The organism is Pseudoalteromonas sp. CF6-2, from assembly GCF_021729425.1.
GTDB classification, from domain to species: Bacteria; Pseudomonadota; Gammaproteobacteria; order Enterobacterales; family Alteromonadaceae; genus Pseudoalteromonas; species Pseudoalteromonas arabiensis.
Map to the genome: position 1 here is coordinate 2,510,443 of NZ_CP091442.1, position 13,705 is coordinate 2,524,147.

The window sequence follows — 13,705 nt, forward strand, 5'->3', positions numbered from 1 at the left end:
TGCGCTGTATCCACGCGCACTTAAAATAGTGAGTTTAAATAATGCTAGCCAACGTAATGTTTTAGCATGCTTGGCACATCTAAAATAAGTGCAATCCCACCATCAGAGGTAATCGTCGCACCCGCCATGCCTGGTGTACCTTGTAATAAAGCATCAAGCGGCTTAATAACGACTTCTTCTTGACCTATCAACGAGTCAACAACAAAGCCTACCTGTTTCGTACCTATTTGAACAATAACAACATGTCCTTCGGCTTTGCGTTCTTGGCTATTTGCACCTTTCACTAACCAATGTTCGAGGTAAAAGAGTGGAATGGCTTTCTGGCGAACAATAATCGTCAGTTGCCCATCGACCACATTCGTCTTAGTTAGGTCAAGGTGAAAAATTTCACTAACACCTGCAAGTGGTAACGCAAATGTTTGTTCTCCAACAATAACCATTAATGTTGGAAGAATAGCCAATGTAAGCGGTACTTTAATTTCAAGTACAGTACCGACTCCGAGTTCTGACTGAATATTAACTGAGCCATTTAGTTGGGTGATCTTGGTTTTCACCACATCCATACCCACACCACGGCCCGAAATATCAGAAATCTCTTCTTTCGTTGAGAAGCCAGGAGCAAAAATTAAATTGTAGGCCTCTGTATCAGAGAGTCTGCTAGCTTGGTCATGGTCAATAACACCTTTACTGATTGCTATCTTTTTCAATTTCTCGGCGTCCATACCGGCACCATCATCACGGATGGTAAGTAAGATATGATCGCCTTCTTGTGATGCTGATAGCGTCACAGTCCCTGTACGAGGTTTACCTGCGGCCTCACGCACATCAGGCATTTCAATACCATGGTCAACTGAGTTACGAACCAAATGCACAAGTGGATCAGCAAGGGCTTCAACTAAGTTTTTATCTAAATCGGTATCTTCACCCACCAACAGCAGATTAATATCTTTTTTCAAGCTACGAGCTAAGTCACGAACAACGCGAGGGAAGCGGCCGAATACTTTCTTGATTGGCTGCATGCGTGTCTTCATCACAGCACCTTGTAAGTCTGCTGTGACAACATCTAAATTCGAGATAGCCTTACCCATAGATTCACTGTTGGTATTATTAGCAAGACTAACTAAACGGTTACGAACAAGCACCAGTTCACCAACCATGTTCATAATCTCGTCAAGACGTTTAGTATCAACACGTACCGTCGTTTCTGCCTGTGGTGCAGGTGCTTTTTTCGCAGCGGCACTTGGCTTAGGTTCTGCTTTAGCTGCAACAGGGGCTGGTTGAGCCGCTTTTGCTGGCGCAGGGGTTGCTGGTTTTGCTTGCGGCACTGGTTTACTAGGCTCAGCTTTAGCTACTTCTGGCGCTTTTGGCTCTGTAGGCTGTGCTGGTGATGAAGACTCTAGTGACTTAGGCGCTGTTCCTTTACCATGTAACTCATCCAGCAATGCTTCAAATTCATCATCACTAATTTCATCGTCACTCTCACTACCAGCAGGCGCTGATACTGTACTGACAGGCTTTTCAGTCGGCACTTGTTCTGGTGTGCTAGTTGATTTTACTTCACCAAAGCTACCTACTCCGTGCAGTTCATCTAATAAGCTATCAAATTCATCATCAGTGATATCATCACTATTATTACTTACTTTTTCTGCCTCTACGGCTGCTGGGCTTTGCCCTTTACCATGGAGTTCATCAAGTAAGCTTTCAAATTCGTCTTCAGTAATTTCATCAATATTTTGTGCTTCAGGCTGGGTATCAGCCAAACCACCATCAAACAACATATCAAATGCAAACGGGTCGTCTTCATCAACGTTATCCGTTGCCACATCAGCAGTTACTTCTGGGCTATCAATGATAGGCTCTTCAACAACGGGCTCTTCTGGTGCCGCACTGACACCCTCTGTAATTGATGTGTCTTCACCAGCAAGTTCTTCTGCGCTCGGTGGATGACTTAATTTGTGAAGGGCTTCAAGGAGGGCAGGATCCGCAGGCTCTGGTTGCTCACGGTTCTGGATGGTCGTAAACATCTCATTTATTGTATCGAGTGCCTGTAAAATAACATCCATTAATTCAGATGTAACAGTACGCCCGCCTTGTCGTAATAAATCAAAGACATTTTCGGCGCCATGACATGCATCAACAAGTTCTGTCATGCTTAAGAAGCCAGCCCCACCTTTTACGGTATGGAAGCCCCTAAAAATGGCATTTAATAAATCTTTATCTTCTGGGTTATTTTCCAGTTCGACTAATTGCTCTGACAAAAGCTCTAAGATTTCTCCAGCTTCAACTAGGAAATCCTGTAAAATATCTTCATCGACTTCAAAGCTCATGCAGCTACTCTCCTCTTAGAAGCCCAGACTTGATAATAGATCATCAACTTCATCTTGTCCTGAGACAACATCATCGCGAGACTCTTTATCAATAATTGGCCCTTCAGGACCTGCAAGCGTATCGCTTTGTGCAGGTGCTTGTTCTATGGCCTGTTTTTCTTGTTTTTGATGACCATCTTCTTGACTGCCAAACACAGTTAAAAGATTGATTAAACTGTCTTCTACTTCGCGTACTAATTCGATGACTCGGCGTATAACTTGCCCTGTTAAGTCTTGATAATCTTGTGCCATCAGCACATTCGTCATCAAGCCTTGTAACTCATCTGTTTTAGTTTGCGAGCTGTTCATAAACTTATCTAAGCTATGACATAGCGATTTAAATTCACCGAGCTCAATTTCTCGATTCATCAAACGATCCCACGTAGGTTTTATCGTCGCTATATCGTCTGCAAGTTGCTGAGCAATTGGCAAACTTGCTTCCACTGCATCCATGGTCTTATTAGCGGCGCTTTCTGTCATTTCCATGACATAATTTAAGCGCTGTTTAGCATCGGGTATTGCTTCCGTTGTTAAGCCAGTTAAACGCGTATCGAGATCAAAGTTTTTTAGCGCTTCATGAAGTTGTCGCGTTAATTTACCAATTTCTGCAAACAGCTCTGATTGTTCTTTTGATGCTGTGTCAAGTATTAGCTTATCCGCTTTTTCTTGTTCACCATTTTCAAGATACTCAACAAGTTGACGAGCTTGCTCTAAACTTATTTGAGGCGCAGCAAGTGCTGACATAAGCCTCTCCCCTTAGATTAACCTAAACGTTCAAACACTTTTTCCAATTTGGTTTTCAGTGTCGCAGCAGTGAATGGTTTAACGATATAACCATTTACACCCGCTTGAGCAGCAGCAACAATTTGTTCTTTTTTCGCTTCAGCTGTCACCATGAGCACTGGAATATGCTTTAGGCTGTCGTCGGCACGAATAGCTCTCAATAAATCAATACCTTGCATACCTGGCATGTTCCAATCGGTGACAACAAAATCAAATTCTTGATTTTGTAGCATTGGTAATGCTGTTGAACCATCATCAGCTTCCTGCACATTGGTGAAACCTAAATCCCTTAACAGGTTTTTAATGATACGTCTCATTGTAGAAAAATCATCAACAACAAGAATTTTCATGTTTTTATCCAAAACATCCTCCGGTGAGGTTTGAACCTATATTTACTTACTACTAATTAATCCAGTCATTGATTTTTGCTTTGAGCTTAATCATCGCCTGACCATGTATTTGACTCACACGCGATTCACTTACGTCGAGTATGTGCCCTATTTCTTTTAAATTCATTTCATCGTTGTAATACAAAGATAAAACAAGTGCATCTCTTTCCGGTAACGATTGAATAGCCGTTAATAGAGATTGGTTAAACCGTTCATTTTTAACGTTATTAAACGGTTTGTCTAGTGCTAAATCTTGCCCCATAGGTGTAATAACGTCTTCATCAACACCTAAATCCTCAATACCCAGAACTTTACTAGAATTTACATCATGTAAGATATGATGGTACTCATCGAGCGTAATATCAAGTTTTTCAGCAACTTCTGTATCTTTGGGTTCTCGATTTAAAGTACTTTCTAGTGCGGCTATGGTTTCAGCAACGAGGCGTGCATTTCGGTGAACAGAGCGAGGCGCCCAATCCCCGCGACGAATTTCATCAAGCATCGCACCGCGAATGCGTATACCAGCGAAGGTTTCAAAGCTCGCTCCTTTGCCTGCATCAAAGTTTTTTGATGCTTCTATAAGGCCAATCATGCCTGATTGAATTAAATCGTCTAATTGAACACTGGCGGGTAAACGAGCAATTAAATGGCATGCCACTTTTTTGACTAAAGAGGCATGCTTTTCGACAATCGCATTCAAATTGTTTGCTGATTGATATCCCATCGCTTTATTCACCGATGTTGTCATAGTTAGCCGTTTACTAGTTTTTCAATAAAAAATTCTAAATGACCGGATGGTTGATTCGGTATTGGCCACTTAACTGCTTTTGTTGCTAATGTTTTAAATGCGACTGCTGCTGGCGAACTAGGAAACAACTCAACAATCACTTTTTGGCGTCGAGTCGATTTACGCATATTTTCGTCATACGGTATTGTTGCAACTAATTCCATAGATACATCCAAGAAACGATCGGTTACTTTTGATAGTTTAGCAAACAATTCTTGGCCTTCACGCATACTGCGGACCATATTGGCAACAATTTTAAATTTATATACACCATGTTCACGGCTCAGTACTTTAATAAGTGCATAGGCGTCGGTTATGGAGGTAGGTTCATCACATACAACCACAACGACATCTTGTGCTGCACGTGAAAAGCTTAATACCATGTCGGAAATACCCGCGGCGGTATCAACAATTAAGATATCAAACTCTGTATTTAACTCGCTAAAAGCGCGGATAAGGCCGGCATGCTCAGAAGGGCTTAGTTCCACCATGCTCTGCGAACCAGAGGTTGCAGGGACTATTTTAATCCCCGCAGGGCCTTCAACAAGGATTTCATCTAGCTCACATTCGCCAGATAAAACATGAGATAAGTTACGTTCAACACGAAGGCCAAGCATGACGTCACAATTTGCCAATCCCAAATCGGCATCAAGTACTAATACTCGATTTCCTTGCTGACCGAGTGCAATAGCGGTATTTAGTGAAACATTGGTTTTACCCACACCACCTTTGCCACCAGTCACAGCGATAACTTTAACGCCACTATTATTATTTTGATTCATTTTGCGCAGGCCGCTTGCTTGATCTAATACTGTGTTAATCATACATCCCTACTGTGCTCGACGCTACTGCTTGACGTCGTGAATGTTGTGCTTTTGCTCGTTTTAAATACAATTGCTCAGCCTTTTTCACTAGTTTTTCGGCATTTGCAACACGAATATCCTCTGGAACTCGCTGACCATTAGTAAGATACCCTATCGGAAGACGATTTTGAATCGCTATGCTGATAATCTCACCTAAACTTAGCGATTCATCCAACTTAGTGAATATACAACCACTTAGTTGCACCTTTTTAAAGTGTCTTACGGTTTCTTGCAACACATTTATTTGTGCTGTAGCACTTAATACTAAGTAACTACGAATATCAACTCGCTGATTACGCATTAGTGTATTAAGCTGCTCAGTCAAGCGTAAATCACGTTGGCTCATTCCCGCTGTGTCTATTAATACTAGTCGCTTATTACGTAAATGGTATAGCACTTCAGCCAATTCATTTGCATCTTTTACTTGTTTAACACCACAGCCAATAATACGGCCATAGGTAGCAAGTTGTTCGTAGGCACCAATCCGGTATGTATCCGTCGTAATTAATGCAACTTTGTCGGCACCGTATTTTTGGGCTCCTAACGCAGCAAGCTTAGCAACGGTGGTTGTTTTACCAACCCCTGTAGGCCCAACAAGTGCAAACACGCCGCCTTGACGTAAGATTTCGTTATTGGTGGTGTGCATTTGGTTTTCAACCATTTGCAGGAGTGCTTGCCAAGCTTGTTGACGTGAAACATCGTCTGGAATAAAACACGCCATTTGCTCAGCAACATCACGCTCAATTCCCATCCCCGCTAAACGGTCAATCATACACGCACGAGTTGGATCACGACGTGCCATATCTTGCTGCATTAAGCCCGATACTTGATGTTCGAGTAATTGACGAATCGCATTCATTTCTTCACGCATTGTCGCCATTTCTGATTGGTTAGCAGGCGCAGAGTTTTTCTGTTCTACCGGTGAATCTAAATCATCAAAGCCTGCATCTAAGTCATCATCAAAACCTAGGCTATGGGCTTGCGTTTGCATGCGAGGTGCAGCTTGTTCTTGGTAGCGTGGCTTTTGAGCATACTCAGGTTGTTGCTGTTGAAAACTAGGCTCTTTAGGTTGATAGTGTTCGCTCGTATCGATACCAGATTGGCTAAACATAGATGCAAGCTCAGGCGAACGAGGGCGTGGGGCTTGGCGCTCAAGTAACGCTTGTAGGCTATCGGCAACTTGTGCTTGCGGCTCAGGTTTAGCACGCATTGGCTCAGGCTTAACAAAATTAGGCTGTGGCGCAGGTTTTGATTGCACTGCTACGGGCGCTGCTTCAGCTTTAGGGGCTGCCTTGTCATAATCTACAGCTGCAACAATTTCAACACCGTTAGCGAGCTTTTTATTTGACATAATAACCGCATCAACACCTAATTCATCTTTCACTTCTTTAAGTGCAGTGCGCATATCTTTAGCAAAAAAACGTTTAATTTTCATGGTTCAACCCCTTTACTATCCTATTGTTGGCCTACTGAGCTGACAATCTTAATCTGTCTTTCGTCTGGTACCTCTTGATAAGACATGACCCTTAAACCTGGAATCGTGTACTTAACAAAACGAGATAACACAGTACGTAACATTCCTGACGTTAACAGTATTGAAGGTTCACCGGCCATTTCTTGGTTTTGATGCGCTTCATTCAATGATTGCTGAAGTCGCTCTGCAAGGCTTGGTTCTATTCCGGCACCTTCGTCACCTGCATTTTGAAGTGACTGATGCAACATCTGTTCCAACTCAGGCGCCAAGGTTATGACAGGGATCTCAGAAGACATACCAACAGCGTCTTGAACGATAAGTCTACGCAGTGAAATTCGTACTGCAGCTGTTAGTACATCAGGGTCTTGGCTACGTGGGCCATATTCAACAAGGGTTTGAACAATCGAGCGCATATCGCGAATTGCCACCCCTTCATTAAGTAAATTTTGTAGTACTTTTACAACGGTTGTGAGTGGTAGAACGTCAGGCACCAAACCTTCAACAAGACGTGGGTGGCTCTTCGCTAGCATGTCTAATAAGTTTTGCACTTCTTCGTGACCAAGTAGCAAGGCTGCGCTGTTCGTTAGCAACTGACTGATGTGTGTAGCAACCACAGTCGCAGAATCAACAACCGTATAACCAAGAGATTGGGCTTCGTCTTTTTGATCTGGCTTGATCCATACTGCATCAAGGCCAAATGCAGGATCTTTTGTCTCAACACCTTTGATTGGGCCAAATACTTGACCTGGGTTAATTGCCAGCTCATCACCGTGCTTTAATTCACCTTCACCACTTGATACACCCATCATCGTGATGCGATAGGCATTTGGATCGAGCTCTAAGTTATCGCGAATATGCACAGGAGGTACTAAGAAACCAAGTTCTTGAGATAGCTTTTTACGCACGCCTTTAATGCGATTAAGTAGTTCTCCGCCTTGTGATTGGTCCACAAGTGGAATTAAACGATAACCAACCTCTAGACCAATAACATCTACTTGCTGAACATCATCCCAGCCCAGCTCTTTTTGCTCTTGTTTATTAGCAACACCGGTGCCTGGTGCTCCGCCATTTGCTTCGATTTCTGCTTGCTCGGCTTCGGCTTTTGCTTTTTGTTTTTGCGTGAAATATGCAAGATAGCCAAGCAATGCACCTAAGCTTAAGAATGCGATATGCGGCATACCTGGCACTAAACCCATGGTGATTAGAATGCCCGATGCAATATATAAAGATTTTTCGTTACCTAACTGAGTTTTAAACTGCTCCCCCATGTTGTGCGACTCATTTTGACGCGTCACAACAATCGCCGTACCAATTGAAAGTAACAGTGATGGTAATTGCGCTACTAGGCCATCACCAATCGTTAGCAGAGTATAAACCTCCATCGCTCGACTAAAGCTTAAGTCGTGCTGGATCATACCAACAAATAAACCACCAACAATATTGATTACAAGTATCACGATACCGGCGATGGCATCGCCTTTAACGAACTTACTTGCACCGTCCATTGAACCGTAAAAATCAGCTTCACGGGTTACTTCATCACGGCGCTCACGCGCTTGTTCTGCACTGATAAAACCGGCATTTAAATCGGCGTCAATCGCCATTTGTTTACCTGGCATTGCATCTAGGGTGAAACGTGCTGACACTTCAGAAATACGGCCTGCCCCTTTGGTGATAACAACAAAGTTAATGATAATAAGGATAAGGAAGACCACTAAACCTACGGCATAGTTACCACCTATCACCACCGAGCCAAATGCTTCGATAACCTTACCTGCTGCGTCACCACCGTTGTGACCTTCAAGTAGCACAACACGGGTACTGGCAACATTGAGTGCAAGGCGCATAATCGTGGCGATTAACAATACGGCTGGAAACATACCAAACTCAAGTGGCTTCATGGTATAAACCGTGACCAGAAGTACCACAAGTGCGAGCGCGATATTAAACGAAAAAAGAATATCTAAAAGAAAAGGTGGCAGTGGTAAAATCACCATACCTAGCGCAGCTAACACTAGTAATGGTGTACCCACACCTTTAGCATACTCTTTTTTATCTTTATTAAGTTGTTGTAATACCGCTTTAAATTCCATAATTCAACAATTTCAAAAAATTGACACTATACGGAATTTGCAATAACTATTCCAAGTTATAAAGCGACTCGCTAATATTTATAATCATCAGGTATTGGCAGTTTTTTATTCAGAGGGATTGGGCGTTTACCACGGCCTTTTTTGAAGCGTTTTAGCTGAAATACATAGGCAAGTACTTGGGCAACCGCGGTGAACAGTTGATCGGGTATCTGCTGCCCAACTTCTGTCGTATGATAAAGCGCACGCGTCAGTACTGGCGACTCAACGATAGGGACATCATTACCCTTACCCACTTTACGAATCTGCATAGCAAGTTCATCAAGGCCTTTAGCAAGTACGATAGGCGCCCCTGCTTTTGCTGTGTCATATTTAATGGCAACAGAGTAGTGAGTCGGGTTGGTTACAATAACATCCGCATCAGGCACATCTTGCATCATCCGTCGTTGCGACATTTCTCGTTGCGTACGACGAATACGTGCTTTTATTTGTGGGTCACCTTCTGAGTTTTTATACTCATCTTTGACTTCTTGAAGCGTCATTTTTAGCTCTTTATGATGCTTATGACTTTGGTAAGGCGCATCGATAGCTGCAATAACAATTAAAGTACATGTCAGTCCTAAAAACATCCACGATAAAATCTCAAGGGAGTGGATAATATTACCAGGCGCACTTTCTATACTCAGATGCAGTATCTCATCGAAAAAGGTATTAATTAAAAACACTGCAAAACCAGCCACAACCGCAAATTTTAACAGCGACTTCACCAATTCAACCCCCGCTTGTGGGCCTAGCATACGTTTTATGCCTTTAGCTGGAGACATTTTGTTGGCTTTAGGCGCAGCGGCTTTCCAACTAAAATTAAAGCCCCCCAATAAGGTATTACCAATAAAAGCAGCAATAACGATGATAAAAACAAACATCGCCATAGGAAAGAGCAAGGCATCACCCACAACCCCCCAAACCGAGAACATTTTTGTGGTGTCATAGGTTTCATTACGATTTAAGCTAAGCAATCGCCCCATCACGTTATACAAGCCTTTACCAATTTCTGGCCCGTACAAAAGCAGCGAAATAGCAGAAAACATGAGAACAAACATTGTACCAAGCTCTTTCGAACGAGCTACTTGACCTTTTTTCTTCGCGTCTTCTATTTTTTTACTGGTGGGTTCTTCGGTTTTTTCTTGACCTGAATCTTCAGCCATAGTGCGCTCCTAAGGGGTACAACCAACAAGGCTACACATCAACTCAACCATTTTCAGCCACTGGAACTCGAACTGGGTCATAAAGTTACCCAGCGTCGCCCAAATGATCACAAGACCGGCCACTAAGGTGAACGGAAAACCAATTGAGAAAATATTAAGCTGTGGTGCTGCACGTGTCATCACCCCAAACGACATGTTAATGACTAGCATAGCAGTCAATGGCGCCAAGGCTAAAACGAGGGCTGTGGTGAACATCCAGCCACCCCAAGTGACGATATCCCAGTAATGGTCCACTGACCACCAGCTACCATCAATTGGTAAAACTTGAAAACTGTGGATGACCATTTGAATCATCATCAAATGCCCATTGAACACAAAAAACAATAACGTTGCTAATATGAGATAAAATTGACCCACAGCAGGTACGCTTAAACCATTTGAAGGGTCAACGACTGACGCAAAACCAAGACCGGTTTGCATTGCCAATATTTGCCCTGCCAGCACAAAGGTATTGAGCAGCAAAACAGATGCAAAGCCAATAGCAACACCAATCAACATTTGTTGAATAACGACCAGTATCATTTCAAACGAAAACAAGTTAGTAAAACTCGTCGGAGGTAATACAGGCACGGCTACTAAGGTTATAACTACCGCCAAACCTAATTTTATACGTGCAGGAACGTTTTTTGCGCCCAAGCCCGCCATTATCATAATCATGGAGCTAATGCGCACCAGTGGTAGTAAGAAGTCACTTAACCACTGAATGACCACTGCAAATGGAAATTCCATTTACCCTGCAATCTCTGGAATTGATAACACTAAACCATTAAAGTAATCCATCAACTCTTGAGTAAACCAATGTCCACCAATTATTAATGCGCTAATTGTTATCAATAAACGCGGTAAAAAGCTTAACGTTTGCTCATTAATTGATGTAGCCGCTTGGAAAACAGCCACAACCAGTCCCACTAATAAACCAGGTACAACGATTGCCGAGACTAATTTAATCACTAAGAAAAGTGCGCCACTGAGAATATCAACAAAGATTTCTGGTTCCATCGTATCGCTCCTAGTTGCTATTGGTCACATTAAGCATCGCTAGACCCCTAGACCAAAGCTCTTTGCAAGGGTCCCCATCACAAGACTCCAACCATCGACTAAAACAAACAGCATAATTTTAAAGGGTAAAGATACAATCATTGGCGACAACATCATCATACCCATTGCCATGAGTACTGATGCAACCACCAAATCGACGATGAGAAACGGTATAAAGAACATAAAACCGATAATAAATGCGGTTTGTAGTTCACTTGTTACAAACGCAGGAATAAGCACGATTAGCGGGGTGTCTTCTGGAGAGTCAAGCTTATCGTGACCTGCGATCTTTGCAAAAGTCTCAAGATCTTTAATACGTACTTGGGAAAGCATAAACGCTTTCATAGGCTCTTTTGCAAGCTCTAATGCCTGTACTGACGTCACTTGCTCATTCAAATATGGCTCGATTGCCCGCTCATTTACCTGTTGATAAATTGGTGCCATGATGAAAATGCTTAAAAATAGCGACATACCAAGTAATATTTGATTAGAGGGCGTTTGTTGTAAACCAATTGCTTGACGCAAAATAGCGAGCACAACAATAATACGAGTAAATGAGGTCATCATAATAACTGCGGCAGGAATGAAGCTCAGCGCAGTCATAATTGCAAGGACTTGTAAGGTTACAGAGTAATCTTGCGAGCCATCTGGATTCGTTGTAATGGTGAGTGCTTCGATACCCTCAGCATGAACAGAAGGTAAAAACAGTACACTTGCTAAAATAAGTAGCCACTTGATCATAGCGTTAGTTCTTTTTATTTAGAGATGATTGAGTGTTAAGTAAACTGCCAAATCGTTTTGCTAGTTCAGGCAATTCCTTTTCTTTGAGCGGTGTTTCGAGCTTATGTAGGTAATTTATACTATGAGGCGTCACACCAATTAAGTGCTGGCTGTTATCTATCTCTACCACCATTAGACGCTCTCGCGAACCAAGCGGTAAACTACGAATCACCTTAAACTCATCACTGTTGGTTAGATTAGGGTTAAGTTTTTTGACAAAAAAGGCAAGTACAACAATAACCACAAGTACTAAAAATAGCGACATCACCATAGACAGAATATCTGCCGTCGGTGATGCTGTAGGCATTGCAGTGCTGGTTACACTTGTTAGTGCTGCTAAAGTAATCATCGTAGTTTTTTAATTCGCTCAACTTGGCTAATTACATCTGTAAGACGAATACCAAATTTATCATTAACAACGACCACCTCACCGTGCGCTATCAAGGTGCCATTCACTAACACATCAAGAGGTTCACCGGCAACACGGTCTAACTCAACAACTGAACCTTGGTTGAGTTGTAGTAAGTTACGGATATTTATTTTAGAGCGCCCTACTTCCATAGAAATAGTAACCGGAATATCTAAAATAGTATCAAGCTTGCGTTTTTCTTCGCCAGACAGTTCATGCTTTTCATCTTTAAGCTCATCAAGTTCCGCGACAGCAGCTTCACCTGTGCCATTTTCGGCTTCCTCAGCTTCGGCTAATGCCGCAGCCCATTCGTCCATTGTATCTTGATCATCACTCATTATATTTAACCTTATAAATCGACTACCAGTCTAAATCAACACCTTCAGATAGGTGCAAATCATCTTCTAGTTCTGCTAATTCTGCATCTGAATCAAGTTTTTTACCACCTTTTGTAAACACATGTAGTTCCGACTTAACTGATTCAGGACGTTTAATTTTTTCGCTGATTTGAAGTGCCACATTATCCCTTGAGCGACCCATTTTCGCCCTAAAGGTTGGCAACTCTTCAATAAACACTGTGATATGTTCCGGCATTTCAACCGGTATAATATCGCCTGCTTTAAGCTCCATTATTTGTTCAAGTGATAAATCGACTTCAAGTAGTTGGGTCGATAAATCAACTTCAACATCCATGATTTCATCACGTAATGCTTTACTCCAACGTAAATCTGTATCTTCAGTATCAGATTGTACACCGGCATCAAGTAGCTCACGAATCGGCTCAAGCATTGAATAAGGCAGTGCAATATGAAAATCACCGCCACCACCGTCTAGCTCAATATGAAATGAGCTAATTACCACAACCTCTGTTGGGCTCACGATGTTTGCCATTGCGGGGTTAACTTCAGAGTCTAGGTATTCAAATGACACATCCATAACAGGTGCCCATGCTTCTTTATAATCTTCGAAGATTATTTTAAGTAGCATTTGTACGATACGACGTTCAGTAGGGGTAAATTCACGGCCCTCTATTTTGGCATGATAGCGGCCGTCTCCACCAAAAAAGTTATCTACCAAAATAAACACTAAGCGTGCTTCCATGGTAATTAACCCCGTTCCCTTGAGGGGACGAAAACGCACCATATTCAAACTTGTCGGTACAAACAAAGTATGGATGTATTCGCCAAACTTGATCATTTGCACGCCGTTGATAGACACTTCGGCGGTACGGCGCATCATGTTAAATAAGCTGATCCGCATATGCCTTGCAAAGCGCTCGTTGACGATTTCCAAGGTCGGCATACGACCACGGACAATACGATCTTGTGATGAAAAGTCATACTGAAGCGTACTACTGTCCGAATCACCACTTTCGCCAATATCTTCCTCTTCGACTTCATCGACACCATGTAATAGCGCATCAATTTCGTCTTGGGATAGTAAATCGCTCACGCTGACCCC

14 protein-coding genes are annotated in these 13,705 nt (G+C 42.5%); all 14 read right to left on the minus strand.

Features of this window, described 5'->3' with window-relative positions; translation table 11 throughout:
• Positions 1-44: 44 nt before the first annotated feature.
• Complete coding sequence (locus L3Q70_RS11690; protein ID WP_062569742.1) at positions 45-2,327, minus strand: chemotaxis protein CheA; 2,283 nt, start codon at positions 2,325-2,327, stop codon at positions 45-47.
• Positions 2,328-2,342: 15 nt separating this feature from the next.
• On the minus strand, positions 2,343-3,110 hold the full coding sequence (locus L3Q70_RS11695) for a protein phosphatase CheZ (RefSeq protein WP_062569741.1): 768 nt from the start codon (positions 3,108-3,110) through the stop codon (positions 2,343-2,345).
• 17 nt (positions 3,111-3,127) lie between these two features.
• Complete coding sequence (cheY, locus tag L3Q70_RS11700) at positions 3,128-3,511, minus strand: chemotaxis response regulator CheY (RefSeq protein ID WP_016708035.1); 384 nt, start codon at positions 3,509-3,511, stop codon at positions 3,128-3,130.
• A gap of 40 nt (positions 3,512-3,551) precedes the next feature.
• Positions 3,552-4,262, minus strand: a complete 711-nt coding sequence (locus tag L3Q70_RS11705; protein ID WP_062570035.1) for an RNA polymerase sigma factor FliA — start codon at positions 4,260-4,262, stop codon at positions 3,552-3,554.
• Positions 4,263-4,288: 26 nt separating this feature from the next.
• On the minus strand, positions 4,289-5,149 hold the full coding sequence (locus L3Q70_RS11710) for a MinD/ParA family protein (RefSeq protein ID WP_062569740.1): 861 nt from the start codon (positions 5,147-5,149) through the stop codon (positions 4,289-4,291).
• A complete protein-coding gene (gene flhF / locus L3Q70_RS11715) occupies positions 5,142-6,623 on the minus strand; it encodes a flagellar biosynthesis protein FlhF (protein ID WP_062569739.1) in 1,482 nt (493 codons plus the stop codon). Before flhF ends, L3Q70_RS11710 begins: the two co-directional genes overlap by 8 nt.
• A 20-nt stretch (positions 6,624-6,643) precedes the next feature.
• Entirely contained in the window at positions 6,644-8,755 is a 2,112-nt protein-coding gene (gene flhA / locus L3Q70_RS11720) for a flagellar biosynthesis protein FlhA (protein WP_062569738.1), read from the minus strand.
• Positions 8,756-8,826: 71 nt separating this feature from the next.
• The gene (gene flhB / locus L3Q70_RS11725; protein ID WP_062569737.1) at positions 8,827-9,957 is read right to left on the minus strand and encodes a flagellar biosynthesis protein FlhB; all 1,131 of its coding nucleotides are present in this window, start codon (positions 9,955-9,957) and stop codon (positions 8,827-8,829) included.
• Positions 9,958-9,966: 9 nt separating this feature from the next.
• On the minus strand, positions 9,967-10,746 hold the full coding sequence (gene fliR / locus L3Q70_RS11730) for a flagellar biosynthetic protein FliR (protein WP_062569736.1): 780 nt from the start codon (positions 10,744-10,746) through the stop codon (positions 9,967-9,969).
• A complete protein-coding gene (fliQ, locus tag L3Q70_RS11735; protein WP_062569735.1) occupies positions 10,747-11,016 on the minus strand; it encodes a flagellar biosynthesis protein FliQ in 270 nt (89 codons plus the stop codon).
• A gap of 39 nt (positions 11,017-11,055) precedes the next feature.
• A complete protein-coding gene (gene fliP / locus L3Q70_RS11740) occupies positions 11,056-11,796 on the minus strand; it encodes a flagellar type III secretion system pore protein FliP (RefSeq protein WP_062569734.1) in 741 nt (246 codons plus the stop codon).
• A gap of 4 nt (positions 11,797-11,800) precedes the next feature.
• Positions 11,801-12,184, minus strand: coding sequence for a flagellar biosynthetic protein FliO (fliO, locus tag L3Q70_RS11745; RefSeq protein ID WP_062569733.1), 384 nt, complete (start codon positions 12,182-12,184; stop codon positions 11,801-11,803).
• Positions 12,181-12,582, minus strand: coding sequence for a flagellar motor switch protein FliN (fliN, locus tag L3Q70_RS11750; protein WP_062569732.1), 402 nt, complete (start codon positions 12,580-12,582; stop codon positions 12,181-12,183). The genes fliO and fliN overlap by 4 nt, the downstream gene beginning before the upstream one ends.
• Before the next feature lie 22 nt (positions 12,583-12,604).
• Complete coding sequence (fliM, locus tag L3Q70_RS11755) at positions 12,605-13,696, minus strand: flagellar motor switch protein FliM (RefSeq protein WP_062569731.1); 1,092 nt, start codon at positions 13,694-13,696, stop codon at positions 12,605-12,607.
• Positions 13,697-13,705: the final 9 nt, after the last annotated feature.

Excerpts from the sequence above, each read along its gene's own strand:
- fliP (WP_062569734.1), bottom strand. The coding sequence starts at position 11,796 with ATGATCAAGTGGCTACTTATTTTAGCAAGTGTACTGTTTTTACCTTCT.
- flhB (WP_062569737.1), bottom strand. The coding sequence starts at position 9,957 with ATGGCTGAAGATTCAGGTCAAGAAAAAACCGAAGAACCCACCAGTAAA.
- flhA (WP_062569738.1), bottom strand. The coding sequence starts at position 8,755 with ATGGAATTTAAAGCGGTATTACAACAACTTAATAAAGATAAAAAAGAG.
- flhF (WP_062569739.1), bottom strand. The coding sequence starts at position 6,623 with ATGAAAATTAAACGTTTTTTTGCTAAAGATATGCGCACTGCACTTAAA.
- L3Q70_RS11710 (WP_062569740.1), bottom strand. The coding sequence starts at position 5,149 with ATGATTAACACAGTATTAGATCAAGCAAGCGGCCTGCGCAAAATGAAT.
- fliR (WP_062569736.1), bottom strand. The coding sequence starts at position 10,746 with ATGGAATTTCCATTTGCAGTGGTCATTCAGTGGTTAAGTGACTTCTTA.
- L3Q70_RS11705 (WP_062570035.1), bottom strand. The coding sequence starts at position 4,262 with ATGGGATATCAATCAGCAAACAATTTGAATGCGATTGTCGAAAAGCAT.
- fliO (WP_062569733.1), bottom strand. The coding sequence starts at position 12,184 with ATGATTACTTTAGCAGCACTAACAAGTGTAACCAGCACTGCAATGCCT.
- L3Q70_RS11690 (WP_062569742.1), bottom strand. The coding sequence starts at position 2,327 with ATGAGCTTTGAAGTCGATGAAGATATTTTACAGGATTTCCTAGTTGAA.
- L3Q70_RS11695 (WP_062569741.1), bottom strand. The coding sequence starts at position 3,110 with ATGTCAGCACTTGCTGCGCCTCAAATAAGTTTAGAGCAAGCTCGTCAA.
- fliQ (WP_062569735.1), bottom strand. The coding sequence starts at position 11,016 with ATGGAACCAGAAATCTTTGTTGATATTCTCAGTGGCGCACTTTTCTTA.
- fliN (WP_062569732.1), bottom strand. The coding sequence starts at position 12,582 with ATGAGTGATGATCAAGATACAATGGACGAATGGGCTGCGGCATTAGCC.